18 protein-coding genes are annotated in these 15,857 nt (G+C 65.0%); 1 reads left to right on the top strand and 17 read right to left on the bottom strand.

Features of this window, described 5'->3' with window-relative positions; all coding sequences use genetic code 11:
• Positions 1-98: 98 nt before the first annotated feature.
• From CH274_RS06880 to CH274_RS06825, 12 genes are all read right to left on the bottom strand, one after another.
• The gene (locus CH274_RS06880; protein WP_032397804.1) at positions 99-1,025 is read right to left on the bottom strand and encodes a tyrosine recombinase XerC; all 927 of its coding nucleotides are present in this window, start codon (positions 1,023-1,025) and stop codon (positions 99-101) included.
• 69 nt (positions 1,026-1,094) lie between these two features.
• Positions 1,095-1,877 carry a siderophore-interacting protein gene (locus CH274_RS06875; RefSeq protein ID WP_094657014.1) on the bottom strand — a complete coding sequence of 261 codons (783 nt, stop codon included), beginning with the start codon at positions 1,875-1,877 and terminating at the stop codon, positions 1,095-1,097.
• A gap of 95 nt (positions 1,878-1,972) precedes the next feature.
• Positions 1,973-3,094: a DNA-processing protein DprA gene (gene dprA / locus CH274_RS06870; RefSeq protein ID WP_094657013.1), complete on the bottom strand. Its 1,122-nt coding sequence runs from the start codon at positions 3,092-3,094 to the stop codon at positions 1,973-1,975.
• Positions 3,091-4,596, bottom strand: a complete 1,506-nt coding sequence (locus tag CH274_RS06865; RefSeq protein ID WP_094657012.1) for a YifB family Mg chelatase-like AAA ATPase — start codon at positions 4,594-4,596, stop codon at positions 3,091-3,093. Before CH274_RS06865 ends, dprA begins: the two co-directional genes overlap by 4 nt.
• Entirely contained in the window at positions 4,596-4,952 is a 357-nt protein-coding gene (locus tag CH274_RS06860; RefSeq protein ID WP_094657250.1) for a YraN family protein, read from the bottom strand. The genes CH274_RS06865 and CH274_RS06860 overlap by 1 nt, the downstream gene beginning before the upstream one ends.
• A gap of 334 nt (positions 4,953-5,286) precedes the next feature.
• On the bottom strand, positions 5,287-5,628 hold the full coding sequence (locus tag CH274_RS06855; RefSeq protein WP_094657011.1) for a histone-like nucleoid-structuring protein Lsr2: 342 nt from the start codon (positions 5,626-5,628) through the stop codon (positions 5,287-5,289).
• Between the two features lie 427 nt (positions 5,629-6,055).
• Positions 6,056-6,361, bottom strand: a complete 306-nt coding sequence (locus tag CH274_RS06850) for a DUF2469 domain-containing protein (protein ID WP_008717288.1) — start codon at positions 6,359-6,361, stop codon at positions 6,056-6,058.
• Between the two features lie 37 nt (positions 6,362-6,398).
• A complete protein-coding gene (locus tag CH274_RS06845) occupies positions 6,399-7,160 on the bottom strand; it encodes a ribonuclease HII (protein ID WP_218829198.1) in 762 nt (253 codons plus the stop codon).
• The gene (gene lepB / locus CH274_RS06840; protein WP_094657010.1) at positions 7,157-7,933 is read right to left on the bottom strand and encodes a signal peptidase I; all 777 of its coding nucleotides are present in this window, start codon (positions 7,931-7,933) and stop codon (positions 7,157-7,159) included. Before lepB ends, CH274_RS06845 begins: the two co-directional genes overlap by 4 nt.
• A 184-nt stretch (positions 7,934-8,117) precedes the next feature.
• Positions 8,118-8,459: a 50S ribosomal protein L19 gene (rplS, locus tag CH274_RS06835; protein ID WP_027496692.1), complete on the bottom strand. Its 342-nt coding sequence runs from the start codon at positions 8,457-8,459 to the stop codon at positions 8,118-8,120.
• Between the two features lie 132 nt (positions 8,460-8,591).
• Positions 8,592-9,446 (bottom strand): hypothetical protein, encoded by an 855-nt coding sequence (locus CH274_RS06830; protein WP_094657248.1) that lies wholly within the window; start codon positions 9,444-9,446, stop codon positions 8,592-8,594.
• Between the two features lie 107 nt (positions 9,447-9,553).
• A complete protein-coding gene (locus tag CH274_RS06825; RefSeq protein ID WP_179275654.1) occupies positions 9,554-11,908 on the bottom strand; it encodes a Tex family protein in 2,355 nt (784 codons plus the stop codon).
• Positions 11,909-11,976: 68 nt separating this feature from the next.
• Here CH274_RS06825 and CH274_RS06820 point away from each other — a divergent pair, with 68 nt between their 5' ends.
• The gene (locus CH274_RS06820; protein WP_094657009.1) at positions 11,977-12,930 is read left to right on the top strand and encodes a serine hydrolase; all 954 of its coding nucleotides are present in this window, start codon (positions 11,977-11,979) and stop codon (positions 12,928-12,930) included.
• Positions 12,931-12,935: 5 nt separating this feature from the next.
• On the opposite strand, the gene trmD is transcribed toward CH274_RS06820, so the two are convergent.
• The 5 genes from trmD to CH274_RS06795 form a co-directional block, all read right to left on the bottom strand.
• Positions 12,936-13,616 carry a tRNA (guanosine(37)-N1)-methyltransferase TrmD gene (gene trmD, locus CH274_RS06815; protein WP_032397795.1) on the bottom strand — a complete coding sequence of 227 codons (681 nt, stop codon included), beginning with the start codon at positions 13,614-13,616 and terminating at the stop codon, positions 12,936-12,938.
• A gap of 3 nt (positions 13,617-13,619) precedes the next feature.
• Positions 13,620-14,162, bottom strand: coding sequence for a ribosome maturation factor RimM (rimM, locus tag CH274_RS06810; RefSeq protein ID WP_045195597.1), 543 nt, complete (start codon positions 14,160-14,162; stop codon positions 13,620-13,622).
• 14 nt (positions 14,163-14,176) lie between these two features.
• On the bottom strand, positions 14,177-14,419 hold the full coding sequence (locus CH274_RS06805) for an RNA-binding protein (protein WP_027496687.1): 243 nt from the start codon (positions 14,417-14,419) through the stop codon (positions 14,177-14,179).
• Positions 14,416-14,892 (bottom strand): 30S ribosomal protein S16, encoded by a 477-nt coding sequence (gene rpsP / locus CH274_RS06800; RefSeq protein ID WP_032397793.1) that lies wholly within the window; start codon positions 14,890-14,892, stop codon positions 14,416-14,418. Before rpsP ends, CH274_RS06805 begins: the two co-directional genes overlap by 4 nt.
• A gap of 187 nt (positions 14,893-15,079) precedes the next feature.
• The gene (locus CH274_RS06795) at positions 15,080-15,841 is read right to left on the bottom strand and encodes a CPBP family intramembrane glutamic endopeptidase (RefSeq protein ID WP_256993492.1); all 762 of its coding nucleotides are present in this window, start codon (positions 15,839-15,841) and stop codon (positions 15,080-15,082) included.
• Between the last annotated feature and the right edge of the window lie 16 nt (positions 15,842-15,857).

Here is a 15,857-nt window from a genome sequence, read left to right as displayed (position 1 = left end):
CCGAAGTACCTTGCGGTCGGTCGCGGTCCACGGTCCCCCGTATTCGGTGTCGTCAGTCGGACACGACGCTACCAAACGTTGTGCCGCCGACGCTCGGCTCAGGCTCGGGGATGCGCCTGATCGTGCACGGCCCGCAACCGTTCGACCGACACGTGAGTGTAGATCTGGGTGGTCGCCAACGACGCGTGACCGAGCAGCTCCTGCACCACTCTCAGATCGGCTCCTCCCTCGAGGAGGTGAGTTGCCGCGGTGTGACGTAGGCCGTGCGGACCGAGGCTGGGACCACCGGGGACGGTCTCGAGTACCGCGTGCACCGCCGTTCTGGCCTGCCGTTGATCGAGCCGTCCACCTCGACGTCCCAGCAGCAGGGCCGCACCGGATCGATCACAGACCAGTTCGGGTCTGCCGCTGACCAGCCAGTTCTCGATTGCATGTGCCGCCGGCGCACCGTACGGAGCCGAGCGTTCCTTGTTGCCCTTGCCGATGACGCGGATCAGGCGGCGATCGGTGTCCACGTCGTCGACGTCGAGGCCGCACAGCTCCCCCACCCGCACTCCGGTCGCGTACAGCAGTTCCACGATGGCCCTGTCCCGCAGCGCGATGGGATCGAGCTCCGCGGCACCCGATTCGGCAGCGGCCAAGGCCTGCGCCGCCTGGCTGTGGCGAAGAACACCGGGCAATGTGCGATGACCGGCTGGGCCGGCCAGGCGTTCCGCCGGTGCTGCTGTCACCGCTCCCACCCGCTCGAGCCACTTCCCGAAGGTCCTCGCCGACGAGGTTCGCCTCGCCATCGACGTTCTGGCCGAGCCGGCTGCAGAGTGCGTGGCCAACCACGAACGCACCGCGCGGAGGTCGAGGTCGGCGATGCTCGCATCCGGAGAGGACTCCGCGAAGTGCGCGAGCAAGGAACGCGCATCGGAGACGTATGCCCGGATGGTGTGCTCCGATCGCTCTCGACCGAGTCGCAGGTGCTCGGCGAATTCCTCGACGTGAATCTCGAGGTGCGGCGGCAGCGAATCGGTCATCGACTCAGCTTGAGCGCCCGCAGGCCGGGCGACAACCGGACACGCCGTCGGAGGTGGTTCGTCGTGGGATCAGGCGTCGACTGCGGATTCGGCCTGTGCGAGTTCGCGCTTCCACACTCGGAACGTCTCCTCGGTTCGGCCGCGACGCCAGTAACCCGAGATCGAGGCCCATTCGGCACCGACCCCCCGCTCCTTGCGGATGTAGGGCCGGATGTTGTGCATGACGGCCTGCGCTTCTCCGTGCACGAAGACCTGCGCCTGCCCGGGCAGCCATTCCGTTTCCTTCACCGCTGCGATCAACGGCGCATTGTCTCCGGCCCGGTCGTCTCCGACCTCGTTCGAGGACGCACCTCGGTGGACCCAGGTCACATCCACGACGGCGAGCGTCTCCATGTAGATCTCGTCGTGCCGGTCGGCAACTTCGATGAAAACCTTGGCGACGGCGTCTTCCGGAAGCGCCTCGACGGCAGCCGAGATCGCCGGAATCGCCGATTCGTCGCCGGCGAACAGATGCCAGTCCGCGTCGGGGCGCGGGGCGTACCCACCGGACGGGCCGTAGAACGACATCTCGTCTCCCGGCTCAGCCCGAGTGGCCCACGGCCCGGCGACTCCTTCGTCGCCGTGCACCACGAAATCGATGGCGATTTCCCGCGCGCCGGTGTCGACCGACCGAACGGTGTACGTGCGCATGATCGGTTCGTCGTCGGTCCCGAAGAACAACTTGACGTAGGCGTCGGTCTCGTCGATTGCATCGAAATCGTCGAAGTTGGCCCCACCCAGGTAGACCCGGTGCATGTGCGGGGTGAGCGCTTCGGTGCGCAGGACGGACAGGGTGGTTTTCTTGCGTGGCACTTCGGACCCCTCTTCGAGCGAACGACGCCGATACCCGATGCATCGACTAAGCATTACCTAACACCCTACCGTTCGGGCTCGAGGTCGTGGTGCGCTCATCCACGCACCACGCGGAACCATCCGGTCTCGTCGCTGGCCACGAATCCGTCCATCTCCAGTACCGGCAGGGATGCACGCACCTTGCTCAGCGGCACACCGGAGTGCTCGGACAACTCTCGACTCGACAATGATCCGGTCGCCGGCAACGCGTCGTAGATCAACAGGGCGGTGTCCGAGAGCGCATCGGTCTCGCGAAAGAGCTCGGGCCGAGACTCCTCGGGCGACCCGAGTACGCCCGCCTCGGCGACCACGTCGTGAGAGCTCGACACGAGCACGGCCTCGCCCTCTCGGATCATGCGATGACAACCCGTCGAGGTGGGTGAGGTGACCGGACCGGGTACCGCGAGCACCGGACGGCCCAGTTTGGCCGCCCACGCCGCCGTGTTGCGTGCACCGCTGCGCCACCCGGCCTCGACGACCACCACAGCCGATCCGAGTGCCGCGACGAGCCTGTTGCGAGCGAGGAAGCGATGCTTCGCCGGGGTCGTGCCCGGCGCATATTCGCTGAGAACCAGTCCGTGAGCAGCGATCTGCCGCAACAGCCGCGAATGGCCCGCTGGATACGCACGATCGACACCACAGGCGAGTACCGCCATCGTCGTCCCCTCGACTCCGAGGGCCGCTCGATGTGCCGCGGCGTCGATACCGAAGGCCGCTCCCGAGATGACGGTCCAGCCGTCGAGCGCCAGATCGGACGATATCTCCGCCGTCACGTGATCACCGTAGGGACTCGATGCGCGTGTCCCCACGATGGACACCGATCGCTCTGTGATCGTCGCGACCGGACGAGTTCCCAGCGCCCACAATGCAATCGGTGGACAGGTGTCCACCCCTGCGGTCATACCCGGTCCGTCGAATCCGAGGAAGCGCCACGCCGGCCACTCGTCGTCGTCCGGGGTGATCAATCGGCCTCCGAGCGCAGCGATGTGATCGAGGTCTGCTGCCGCAGCGTCGAGGTGGGCGCGAACCGCGAGCCGCTCCCCCAGCCCACCGGCCCGGACCGCTGCTGCCGTCGATTCGGGACCGTGAGCTGCAGCATGATCGACCACCGGTCGATGCGGGCCCTGCGCCACGCGGGAGAGATACGCCCAGGCCAGTCGTCGCGAGTCGTGTGTCATGCCACTCCCCGCTCCCTGAAGTCCAACGCGGCTCCTACCTCGTCGGCACCGGGGACCGCGCCGCCGGCGAGATCGTTCAGCGTCCACGCCACCCGAATGGCTCGGTCTGCGCCGCGCGCGGTGAGCGATCCGTTGCGCAACGCCCGCTCGACCGGAGCGAGCGTCGAGCGCGCCAATCGAAATCGTTGGCGCAGAGCGGGTCCCGGCACCTCTGCATTGGTCCTCCACCCGAACTCCCGCCACCGCTCCGCAGCGGCGTCCCTGGCCCCGGTCACGCGTGCGCGTATCTCGCTCGTACCCTCCCCCACGTCGTCGACCAGTGCGCCCGTCGCCACACCCATCATCTGAATGCGCAGATCGACACGGTCGAGCAACGGCCCGGACAGCTTGCCGAGATACTTGCGCCGCGCTATTGGCGGGCAGACACAGTCCACTTGTCGCGCCGGCGCACACGGGCACGGATTGGCTGCGAGAACCAACTGAAATCTGGCCGGGTACCTGGCAACACCGTCACGGCGAGCAATGCGAATCTCACCGTCCTCCAACGGAGTACGCAATGCCTCTAGTACTCGAACGCTCATCTCGGCGCACTCGTCCAGGAACAGGACTCCCCGATGTGCTCGGCTGACCGCTCCCGGTTTGGCCATTCCGGTTCCGCCCCCGACCAAGGCACTGACCGAGGTCGAATGATGTGGCGCGATGAACGGCGGCGACGTGATCAGAGGCCGCGCCGTGGTCAACAGACCCGCCACCGAGTGAATGGCGGTCACTTCGAGCGCTTCCGATTCGGTCAGCGGCGGGAGAATTCCCGGAAGCCGTTGCGCGAGCATCGTTTTTCCTATTCCCGGCGGCCCGGTCAGCATGATGTGATGCGCGCCCGCAGCGGCGACTTCCAGGGCCCATCGCGCATCGGCCTGTCCGGCGACATCACTGAGATCCGGGTAGGCCTGCTCGTGCCATTCGGTCGGGACGGGCGACTCGAGGGCCTGCTCACCACGAAGCCACGCCACCACGTCCCCGAGCGAACCCGCACCCAGCACCTCGATTCCGTCCACCAGACCCGCCTCGGGTAGGCACTGCAGCGGAACGACCACCCTCTGCCACCCCGCACTCTTGACCGCGAGCACCCCGGGCAGGACCCCACGAACTGCGCGCAGCCTGCCATCGAGTGCCAACTCACCCAGAAATACGGTGTCGGACAGGCATCCGCGCGGAATCGCCTTCGCGGCATCGAGAACCGACAACGCGAGCGCAAGGTCGTACACCGATCCGCCCTTGGGCAACGTCGCGGGTGACAGCGCGAGAATCACCCGACTGTCCGGCCAGGTGCCACCCGAATTCTTCACGGCGGCTTTCACGCGATCACGCGATTCGTTGAGAGCAGTGTCGGGCAACCCGACCAGATGCGTACCGGGCAGGCCCTGCCCGATATCGGCTTCGATTTCCACCAGCACACCGTCGACCCCGTTGACCGCCACCGAATGCGCTCTCCCGAGCGGCATCAGAATGCCGACCGAACGTGCGTGATGACCGGTTCGTCGTGCGGACCGACCACTATCGCGATCACGTCGAAGCGGATCTGCACCCACGGTCCCTGCTGCAGAGAGAGCCACCGCAGCGCGAGCCCTCTGATCCGCGTCCGTTTCGCGTACGTCACCGCTTCGGCGGGCGTTCCGTATCCGATTCCCGATCGGGTCTTCACTTCGACGAACACCACTGTCTCGCCCTCGCGCGCAATGATGTCGAGTTCACCGGTTCGATGCCGCCAGTTCCGCTCGACCACATCCAGGCCGATGTCCTCGAGATAGCGCACCGCGAGTTCCTCACCGCGCGCACCGAGTTCCTGGTTGGTTGCCATGTCCGCCATTCCTCCACTCTCCGACCGCGCAATGCGGTCGATTCGGTCGTCTCGACGGTGGCACGACCCGGAAGAGCGATAGCGAAGAAAGCGCAGGTGGACGATTGCCCTGTGGACAACTGTTCGGCTGGGGAACAACGGTCCGATCATCAGCGGCGATTCGCCCACTGTGTCGGACGGCCGTGCTAGGACTCGAGCACGGCCGAGAACAGACCCGACAAGCAAAAAGCTCCGTCCGGATTCGGACGGAGCTGATGCGGTGTATCGGTACGACGGCGAAAGTACCGATACGAAAACGGTGCCGAGACCTCGCGACTCGGTTCGAGAAGAACGGTCAGTGAGCAGCCTCGTAGGCCGCCTGCACATCCTGGCTGATGCGCCCACGGGCACTGACCTCGTGGCCGTTCTCGCGTGCCCACGCTCGAATGTCCTGCAGATCGACCTTGCCGCGAACCGGTGCTGCAGCGCCGCCCTTACGGGTGCGGCGGCCGGAAATCTTCTCGGCATGCTCGATCCAGAATGCCAACTGTTCGTGCAATTCGTTCGCATGCTTGAGATTCAAATCGATGCGGTACTGGTTTCCACCGATGCCGAATTCGATGGATTCACCTTGGCCTTCTTTGATGACCGAACCGTCTACATCGTCGATCATCTGCACAAGTGTCTTGCGTGCCATCTCGTACCTCTTACACGTCTGGGGGATGTGATATTCAAGTTCTACCACCCATTCTCGTTTTCACGCAAAGAACTGCAAGCGTTTCGCGACGTGTCGAATCGACGAATATCGGTGCAGAAATTCGACGGTTTTTCGAGTGAGTAATCGCTGATATCGAACAACCCTGTTGCGCAATCGTTTTCACCTGCACTACCCACCTGCACCGTTCGACGCAGAACAAATCTTCGGGACATCGAACACAGAAACAGAACATGCGGACCGATTTGGCCGGGTGTCCAGCTTTTCGTCCGGCAATACGATCGGAACTTCGACGATCGATTCGAATCAGGCGGTTCGCAGCCGGTCCCTCCGAGCCGGATGTGCGACACGTTCACTCGAGCCCGATGTTCGGGCCGCTCGGCCACGCCGCACCGTCGGACGAGGAGAGCTATTCCGGCAGGCGAAGATCTGGTTTGTCCAACTCTTCGATGTTGACGTCCTTGAAGGTGATCACCCGGACATGCTTGACGAATCGGGCGGGGCGATACATGTCCCACACCCACGAGTCGGACATTCGCAATTCGAAGTAGATTTCACCGTCGGCGTTGTGCGGAATGAGTTCGACGGAGTTCGCCAGATAGAACCGACGCTCGGTTTCGACGACGTAGTTGAACTGACCCACGATGTCCCGGTACTCGCGATACAGCGAGAGCTCCATCTCGGTTTCGTACTTTTCGAGATCTTCGGCACTCATCGGTTTCTTTCATCCTCCAGTCGGGCGTGAACTGCAATCATCGCGTACCGGCGTCGCCGCAGTCCATTCGCCCCAGGGCGTCGACGGCGTCACGAGAGAGCCCTGCGGCCGCCGCTGCGACATTCGCGTAGGACATTCGATGTTCGCAGCTCGGGCCGAGCGCGGTCATCGCGGCGGAATGTGCGCGCGTGCTGTACCCCTTGTGCACGGCGAATCCGTAGCCGGGGATCGACTCGTCCATCTTCACCATCGATCGATCCCGGGTGACTTTCGCCAGCACGCTCGCCGCGGCGATGCACGCCGCGGTGGCGTCGCCGCCGATCACCGGTAACGACGGAACCGGAAGGCCGGGTACTCGAAAGCCGTCGGTGAGTACGTAGCCCGGGGTCATGCCGAGCCCGGCAACCGCGCGTCGCATTCCCTCGATGTTCGCCACGTGGACTCCGATGCGGTCGATCTCGGCCGCATCGATCGACACCACGCTCCATGCCAGTGCCAGCCTCTGGATCTTGGGAAAGAGTTCCTCGCGTCGTCGCTCGGTCAGCTTCTTCGAGTCGTCCAGGTCCGCGAGAGCGGCATGAGCCCGCGCACCGAGAACACACGCCGCAACGGTCAGTGGACCGGCGCATGCTCCTCGTCCCGCTTCGTCCACTCCAGCGACCGGTCCGAGACCGTTGCGCTCGAGCGCCGATTCCATCGTCCGTAGGCCTGCCGCTCGTCGGATGACCGGACGCGGCGGCCACGACGACCGAGTCAGGGTTGCGCGCGCACGCGGCGCACGCCTGGGGGTCGAAGTCATCGACCTTGGATGTCGGGAGAATCCAGGATCCCTGTTCGTGACGGTGGCAGCGCGATGAACACGGCCTTACCGATCACGTTGTCAAGGGGAACGGTGCCGGTGAACTCGTCGGTGACGTGATACCGGGAGTCCCGCGAGTTGCTCCGGTTGTCACCCATGACCCAGATGTTGCCCTCCGGCACGGTGACGGGGTCGAAGCACCGTCCGGACTTCAACTCGGTGTCGCACGTCATCGTCCCCGGGGTGAACGGGAAATCCATCTGGATGTACGGCTCGTCCAACGGCTGTCCGTCGACGAGGACTCGGCCCTGGTCGTCGCAGCATTCGACGGTCTGACCGCCGGTGGCGATGACGCGCTTGACCAGATCGTTCTCGTCGGGAGCGACTACGCCGATCAGCGAGCCGACTTCCTGTGCTCCCCGAATCACCGCGTTGTCGGACCGTTGTGACACGAATTCGTCGTTCCACGAATCCGGGCCGCGGAAGACGACGATGTCGCCGGGCTTCGGGTCGCCGAACCGGTATCCGATCTTCTCCACCACGATGCGGTCACCGGTGCAGCCGGTGCAGCCGTGCAGGGTCGGCTCCATCGATTCGGACGGGATCAGATAGACCCGGGCAACGAATGTCTGGAGCAGGAAACTCAGTACCAGCGCTACCAGAATGAGAATGGGAAGCTCACGCCAGAACGATCGGGGCTTGCGTTCCCGACGCTTCTTCCGTGAAGACTCGTCGTCGGGCTCGTCGGTTGGATCCTGTGGGGACTGCGTCACGTGATCAGGTTAGCCGGAACCGTCGCCCGCACGGCCGGACGGTGTGCGCATGGGCGGTTCGCGGCTGTCGATCCGCTCGCCGGCCGGGAGAAACGTGGGACGGCAGCGGGTGGAAAGCACCATGCCGCGTCGCCCTGACGGGCAACGCGGCATGGTGTGAACTGATGTGTCCGGGCGGAACCGGTCAGCGCTTTTCCTTGATCTTGGCGGCCTTGCCACGCAGATCGCGGAGGTAGTAGAGCTTGGCGCGACGGACGTCACCACGGGTGAGGACCTCGAACTGCGCGATGTTGGGGCTGTGCACCGGGAAGGTGCGCTCGACGCCGACGCCGAACGAGACCTTGCGGACCGTGAACGTTTCGCGAACGCCACCGCCCTGACGTCGGATGACGACGCCCTTGAAGATCTGAATGCGCTCCTTCGAGCCTTCGATGACCTTGACGTGCACGTTCAGCGTGTCGCCGGGGCGGAAATCGGGGATGTCGCTACGCAGCGACTGATTGTCGAGAAAGTCCAGAGTGTTCATCGGTTGTGCCATCCTTGCGTTCTGCGCATGAGTAGAGGAACCGAGCGGCTCGCTGATGCAACGGCTCGACTGGTTCGTACTCCGAGTGAGGTCCGTGCCTGCTAGAGGCAACCCGACCATTGTGCCAGACCATCAGGCGTTCGACGAAATCGGCGCTTCTCGGCTCGACGCCGTCTCGCTCGCCATCGGCGCAGGTAGAACCGTCCGCGCCAATTCGTCCTCGGTGGCCTCACGTGCATGCACGATGCTCGGCTTCCCGGCGATCGCGTCCTGGAGATAGATCTTGGCCCGGATGATCGGCCGTCGCCACCGCTTCTCTCGGCGCAGAGCGCGTTCCATCTTCTTCGGCCTGGTGGTGTAGCGCCACCTCGCCCACGGTGCGCTCGGCCTGCTCAACCGCACTGCGGCCAGAACGAGGATCGGCAGGAGGAACAGCCCGAGCAGTCCGGTCCAGATCTTGCCCTTGAGCAGAACGATGACACCGAGCGCGAGATTGGCCAGGGCCAACACCGCCAGGGTGCCGCGCACCCACGGGTCGGGATCGGCCCGGAAGTCGGCCGGGCTGAGCAACTCCAGGGGGTGGTAGCCGAGCAGCAGCAGGCCGGTGAACGCCACTGCCGCGAACACGGCGTCCACCGACGTGCGGCCCTGTTCGGACCAGTAGACATCACGGAGATAGAAGATCAACGCGAACTCGTCGAGGACGAGAGCGGCGCCGATGCCGAAGATCGCCGCCAACGCCGCGCCGACCGGCTCGGAACCGTCGACGTACACCGCGATCAAGCCGATCCCCGCCAGCAGCATCAGCACGATTCCGAACACGACGTGGTGGATGTGCTGACCCCCGGGCGTAATGTTTCCCGGCCACCATTTCACGTCTGCGCGAATCATCCTGACGCTGAGGCGGATCAGGAGGAACCCCGCCAACAGCCCCAGCAGGAAACACAGCAGCGGCAGGCGGCCGTGATCGATGACCCCGTGTTGCAACCACCTCACGTGTGCCTCACGTCCTTCCTGCCGAACGACCGGTGATCGCGTTTCACCCTATTCGCGTCCGGGACCACCCAGGGCAGCATCGACCGAGGAACCGTTCGCTATTTTCCGAATCCCGCCTTCCGCAACGCGTCGGCCATGGAACCGGCAGCCGGTGTCGCCGCACCGGCGCCCCCGGCCGTACGACGATCCCGTTGCGGGCGTGCGTCTCGTCCGCGGCCGGCCTGATGTGCGCCCGCGCCCCGCCCCTGGCCTCGCGGACGGTCACCCTGCTGTCCGCGGTTGGCGTCCTTGCCGCCGGACGCGCCGGGTTCGTCGTCCAGCCGCAGACTCAGACCGATGCGCTGACGGGGGATGTCGACCTCCATCACCTTGACGCGAACGACGTCACCGGACTTGACGACCTCACGCGGATCCTTGACGAAGTTGTGCGACATCGCCGAGACGTGCACGAGCCCGTCCTGATGCACACCGACGTCGACGAACGCCCCGAACGCCGCCACGTTGGTCACGACTCCCTCGAGCGTCATGCCGGGCACCAGGTCGGCGACCTTCTCGATACCGGCGGCGAAGGTCGCGGTCTTGAACTCCGGACGTGGATCGCGGCCCGGCTTCTCGAGTTCGGAGATGATGTCGGTGACGGTGGGCAGACCGAATCGGTCGTCGGCGAATTCGGCGGGGTCGAGCCCGCGCAGCAGTGCTGTGTTGCCGATGACCTCGCGCACCCCGACGCCGGCCTTGCCGACGATGCGCCGCACGACGGGATATGCCTCCGGGTGAACACTCGACCGGTCCAGTGGATCCTCTCCCCCTGAGATGCGGAGGAATCCGGCGCACTGCTCGAAAGCTTTGGGCCCCAACCGCGGAACGTCTTTGAGTGTGCTGCGGCTGGAGAACGGACCGTTCTGGTCACGGTGTGCCACGATGCTCTCGGCAAGAGAGCCGGCGATACCGGAGACCCGCGAGAGCAACGGTACCGACGCGGTGTTGACGTCGACGCCGACGGCGTTCACCGCGTCCTCGACGACGGCGCCGAGAGATCGGGCCAGCAGAGTTTCGGAGATGTCGTGCTGGTACTGCCCGACGCCGATGGACTTCGGATCGATCTTGACCAGCTCGGCCAGCGGATCCTGCAACCTGCGGGCGATCGAGACGGCACCGCGGATCGACACGTCCAGTTCGGGCAGCTCGCTCGAGGCGTACGCGGAGGCGGAGTACACCGACGCTCCGGCCTCGGACACCACCACCTTGGTCAGGTTGGCGGCAGGGAACTTGGCGATCAATTCTGCTGCCAGCGAGTCGGTTTCACGCGATGCGGTGCCATTGCCGATGGCGATCAGTTCGACCTTGTGCTTGGCGGCGAGTCCAGCGAGGGTGGCCACCGCCTGATCCCACTTGCCCTGCGGTTTGTGCGGGTAGATGGTGTCGTGGTCGACGACCTTTCCGGTGGCGTCGACGATCGCGACCTTGGTGCCGGTACGGAAGCCCGGGTCCAGGCCCATCGTGGTGCGGTTGCCCGCGGGCGCGGCGAGCAGCAGGTCCTTGAGGTTGCTCGCGAACACGTCGACGGCGTCCTTCTCGGCCGATTGGCGCAGTCGCATGCGGGTATCGAGGGAGACGGTCACCAGCATCTTGGTACGCCACGCCCATCGGACGGTGTCGAGCAGCCACTTGTCGGCGGGCCGTCCTCGATTCGCGATCCCGAACTTGGTAGCGATCCGACCCTCGTAGACGCTCGGGACGCCGGGGGTCGGTTCGTCACGCTCGGGCTCGAAGCCGAGCGAGAGTACTTCTTCCTTCTCGCCTCTGAGCGTGGCGAGGATGCGGTGCGAGGGCAGGCTGGTGAACGGTTCCGAGAACTCGAAGTAATCGGAGAACTTGGCACCCTCTTCTTCTTTGCCCTTGCGAACGGACGCGACGAGCTTGCCGGACGTCCACATCAGTTCGCGCAGTTCACCCACCAGATCCGCGTCCTCGGCGAAACGCTCGACGAGAATCGCCCGCGCGCCGTCGAGTTGCTCCTGATCGAACTGGGCCGGGTCGGTGGTGGGGTCGGAGAACAGGGCGTCGGCGACGGGCTCGTGCCCGGCCTCCCGTGCGATCTGAGCCTTGGTGCGGCGCTTGGGCTTGAACGGCAGATAGATGTCCTCGACGCGAGCCTTGGTGTCGGCCAGCATCAACGACTGCTCGAGCGCTTCGTCGAGCTTGCCCTGCGAGCGGATGGACTCGATGACGGCGTCTCTGCGCTCGTCGAGCTCGCGCAGGTACCGCAGCCGCTCGTCGAGCTGACGCAGCTGCGTGTCGTCGAGGGTGCCGGTGACTTCCTTGCGGTAGCGCGCGATGAACGGGACCGTCGACCCGCCGTCGAGCAATTCCACGGCGGCACGAACCTGTTCTTCACGAACGTCGAGTTCTTCGGCTATGCGCTTGTTCACAGATTTCAGAGCAGTGGTCACGGCGATGGACCCTACCGCTACTGTGGGACGAGTCGGTCGGCGGTTCAACGTGTGGGAGAGTTTCGCGGATGGTCAGGTTGTCTCGATTCCTGGCTGCAGCCTGCGCCTCCCTGCTGCTGGTCGGCTGTTCGGTTCCTCCCGACGATCAGGTCGGTGACTCCGCGTCGAAGGAGACCGCCGAGACGTCGGCATCGCCCTTTCCCGATATGGACAAGGTCGACGGCGTCGCCCTCGAAGCTCGTATCCCGATGGCGATCGCGTCGGCCCAGGCCCGTGGTGCCGATGTGGATTTCGCACTGTTGGATCGTCAGACGGGCTCCTACTACAGCAGCAATGCCGATGTTCAGGTCGAAACCGCGTCGGTGTCCAAGCTCTTCATCGCCGACGAGGTGTTGTTCCGAGCGCAGTCGGAGAACCGCCCGGTCTCCGCCGACGATCTGGCCACCATGACCAGCATGCTCGAGCTGTCCGACGACAACGCCGCGTACACGCTCTGGTACCGCTACGGCTCGTCCGACATCGTGCGCACGGTCGCAGCTCGCTACGGCCTGACGAGCACCACAGCTCCCGGCGACGACCAGTGGTACAACACCGAGACCACGCCCAGTGACCTGGTCGGTTACTACGCGGGGTTGCTGGGCGGCAGCGGCGGTTTGACGACTGCATCGACGGACGTGGTGATCGGAATGCTGCGGCGTTCGGCACCGATTGCCGCGGACGGCTACAAACAGCATTTCGGGATCGTCGACGGTCTTCCCGGAGAGAGCGTGCACGCTGTGAAACAGGGTTGGATGTGCTGCGTGTCCGATCGGTGGGTCCACCTGTCGACAGGCACGATCGGTGTCGACAACCGCTACGTTCTGGCTCTGTCCTCACGCGAGGACATCTTCTACGCGGACGACATGGAAAGCTATCCGGACACCGCCGTCGTCGACGTCAGCGACGACGCAAGCGCACTGCACGCAAGGGAAACTCTCACCGGATTCGTCTCGATGCTCTTTCCCGACGGCACCGTCAGCTGAATTCGTCAGTCCTGCAGCAGGTCCGGACGACGCTCGGCGGTCCTGTCCAATGATTGCTCTCGACGCCACGCTGCGATCTTCGCGTGATCACCCGAGAGCAGCACCGACGGAACGTCGAGATCGCGCCACCGAGCGGGACGCGTGTAGCTCGGCCCTTCGAGCAGACCGTCGGAGAACGAATCCTGCTGATGCGACTGTTGATTGCCCAGAACCCCCGGCATCAGTCGCACCACGGCCTCGGCCATGACGAGGACGGCCGCCTCGCCGCCGATGAGCACGTAATCGCCGATGCTGACTTCCTCGACACGCACGCGACGCGCGGCGTCGTCGAACACGCGTTGGTCGATGCCTTCGTATCGGCCGCAGGCGAATACGAGATGTTGCTCGGAGGACCATCGCTCGGCTGTCCGCTGGGTGAACGGCACACCGGCCGGGGTCGGGACGACGAGGAGAGCATCGTCTGTGAGCACGTCGTCGAGTGCGTCGCCCCACACCGTCGGCTTCATGACCATTCCGGGCCCGCCGCCGTAGGGCGAATCGTCGACGGCCTTGTGCACATCGTGAGTCCACGACCGCAGATCGTGAACCTCGACCGAGACGAGGCCGCGGTCGATTGCTTTGCCCAGCAACGCAGTTCGGAGCGGCGTGAGGTATTCGGGAAAGATGGTGACGACGTCGAGGCGCACGATCTACTCCGGATCCAGCAGACCCTCGGGCGGATCGATCTCGATCGTCTTGTCGGCCAACGACACCGTCGTCACGATGGCCGCTACGAACGGCACGAGAATTTCGGCGCGGGTGGCTTCGCCGAAGCCCGGACTCGGCGTGATGGAGAGCAGCTCCCCCGCTGCGGAGTGGAGGACCTCGCGGACCGTTCCGACGACGGTGCCGTCGGTCAGGATCACTGTGAGGCCTTCGAGTTCGTGGTCGTAGTACTCGTCCGGATCGTCGGACGGCGGAAGGTCGGTGGATTCGACTACGAACAATATGCCGCGCAGTTGGTCAGCGGCAGTCTTGTCGTCGATACCGTTCAGACGCAGCAGAAGCCGTCCGGAGTGTTCCCGGACGGCTTCCACTGTGTACGAGGCCGGTTCCGCGTTCGATCGGGGCCTGCGGCCCGAGAGAACGGTTCCTTCGGCGAAGCGGTCGTCGGGGTTGTCGGTGCGAACCTCGACGACGACTTCGCCTTTGATGCCGTGCGACTTCGCGACACGGCCGATGACCAGCTCCATGATGGGTACGTGACCTACTGGTCCGTGTCGACCACGTCGACACGGATGCCGCGACCACCGATTCCCGAGACGAGCGTGCGCAGCGCCGTAGCGGTACGACCGCCACGGCCGATGACCTTGCCCAGATCGTCGGGGTGCACGTGGACTTCCACGGTGCGGCCACGACGGCCGGTGATCATCTCGACGCGAACGTCATCGGGATTGGCGACGATGCCGCGAACGAGATGTTCGACGGCATCGGCGACAACGGCACTCACTTCTCAGCAGCCTCGGCGGCCGGCGCGTCTGCCGTCTCGGTTGCTGCAGCGTCGGTGGTCTCCGCGGCGGCGTCGTCGGCCTTCGGAGCCTTCTTCTTCTTGGCGGTGGTGGCCTCGCCCTGCGGCTCGGAGTCGGCCTGCGCCAGCGCTGCGTTGAACAGGTCGAGCTTGGAGGGCTTGGGCTCGGCGACGCGGAGGGTTCCCTCGGCACCGGGGAGGCCCTTGAACTTCTGCCAGTCACCGGTGATCTTGAGCAGTGCCTCGACAGGCTCGGTCGGCTGTGCGCCGACGCCCAGCCAGTACTGAGCCCGCTCGGAGTCGATCTCGATGACGCTGGGGTCCTGCTTGGGCTCGTACGTGCCGATGGTCTCGATCGCACGGCCGTTACGACGGGTGCGAGCATCGGAGATGACGACGCGGTAGTGCGGGGTGCGGATCTTGCCGATACGCATGAGCTTGATCTTGACAGCCATGTTCTGGTGGAGCCTTTCGAAAGTTGGTCACGGCGCAATTCAGCGGTTCGCACGGCATGCGAGCCCGGTTTTGCGTTGAGGGTTGTTGTGACCGCCGCGCGGTACGTAACCGGAAGACGGGCGAACAGCTGTTCATTGTGCCAGACGGGCGGCTCGATCGGTGAATCGGGCCTGTGGACCCCTCACCTCACGCGAACAGGACCACCAGGGCGGGGAGGGTGTTGTTCACCGAGTGCGCCGTGGTCGACGCGACGATCGAACCGGAACGCATCCGTGCGATGCCGATCGCGAATCCACCCCACAGCAGCACCACGAAGCGCCACCACTCGCGGTGCCAGATCGCGAACACCACCGCGGTGATCGCCAGGACGACCCATCGATTGCCCAACCAGGCCATGGGCATCGGGCGGGTGCGTTTCTCGAGTGCTCCCCACAGCATGCCGCGGAACATCGTTTCCTCGCAGATCGGTGCACCGAGCCAGATCCACACGGCCAGAGCGATTTTCCAGCCGACGGTCGTGTCGGTGACGTCGCCGAGCGGCATCGGATCGTCCAACTCGATACCGGACAACAGAATCAGCGCCAGCAGGAGACCACCGACCACCGCGACGCCACCCCACGCCAACCCGAATCGGAGGTGACCGAGGAATTCGGGGGTCGACCTGGGGAGGCCGAAGTCGACGACAGGTCCGTTTCCTCGGGTCGTCGAGACGGCCACCGCCACGCCCGCAGCGAGAAGGCTCGGAATCATGATGCCCACCACGAAGACGGCCGAGGCGTCCGACGTCACGACGAGCCCGAGTATCAGAAATCCCGCCAGGTTGAGCCCCAGCACGAGCGCCGCGGCCGGCAGTCCCCACAGTTGACCGCTTCTGCGTTCGAGCGCAGCCTGCTCGGCTCGCCAGTAGGTTTCGGACAACCCCGAACCCTGCTGCTCAATTCGATTCATCGGTGCCATTGCGGCC

Source organism: Rhodococcus sp. 06-418-5 (assembly GCF_002258285.1).
Classification (GTDB): Bacteria; Actinomycetota; Actinomycetes; order Mycobacteriales; family Mycobacteriaceae; genus Rhodococcoides.
The sequence above is the reverse complement of the archived record's forward strand: the minus strand, read 5'-3'. Positions and strand labels throughout refer to the sequence as shown.

Excerpts from the sequence above, each read along its gene's own strand:
- CH274_RS06880 (WP_032397804.1), bottom strand. The coding sequence starts at position 1,025 with ATGACCGATTCGCTGCCGCCGCACCTCGAGATTCACGTCGAGGAATTC.
- dprA (WP_094657013.1), bottom strand. The coding sequence starts at position 3,094 with ATGACACACGACTCGCGACGACTGGCCTGGGCGTATCTCTCCCGCGTG.
- CH274_RS06865 (WP_094657012.1), bottom strand. The coding sequence starts at position 4,596 with ATGCCGCTCGGGAGAGCGCATTCGGTGGCGGTCAACGGGGTCGACGGT.
- CH274_RS06860 (WP_094657250.1), bottom strand. The coding sequence starts at position 4,952 with ATGGCAACCAACCAGGAACTCGGTGCGCGCGGTGAGGAACTCGCGGTG.
- CH274_RS06855 (WP_094657011.1), bottom strand. The coding sequence starts at position 5,628 with ATGGCACGCAAGACACTTGTGCAGATGATCGACGATGTAGACGGTTCG.
- CH274_RS06850 (WP_008717288.1), bottom strand. The coding sequence starts at position 6,361 with ATGAGTGCCGAAGATCTCGAAAAGTACGAAACCGAGATGGAGCTCTCG.
- CH274_RS06845 (WP_218829198.1), bottom strand. The coding sequence starts at position 7,160 with ATGACTTCGACCCCCAGGCGTGCGCCGCGTGCGCGCGCAACCCTGACT.
- rplS (WP_027496692.1), bottom strand. The coding sequence starts at position 8,459 with ATGAACACTCTGGACTTTCTCGACAATCAGTCGCTGCGTAGCGACATC.
- CH274_RS06820 (WP_094657009.1), top strand. The coding sequence starts at position 11,977 with ATGGTCAGGTTGTCTCGATTCCTGGCTGCAGCCTGCGCCTCCCTGCTG.
- rimM (WP_045195597.1), bottom strand. The coding sequence starts at position 14,162 with ATGGAGCTGGTCATCGGCCGTGTCGCGAAGTCGCACGGCATCAAAGGC.
- rpsP (WP_032397793.1), bottom strand. The coding sequence starts at position 14,892 with ATGGCTGTCAAGATCAAGCTCATGCGTATCGGCAAGATCCGCACCCCG.
- CH274_RS06795 (WP_256993492.1), bottom strand. The coding sequence starts at position 15,841 with ATGAATCGAATTGAGCAGCAGGGTTCGGGGTTGTCCGAAACCTACTGG.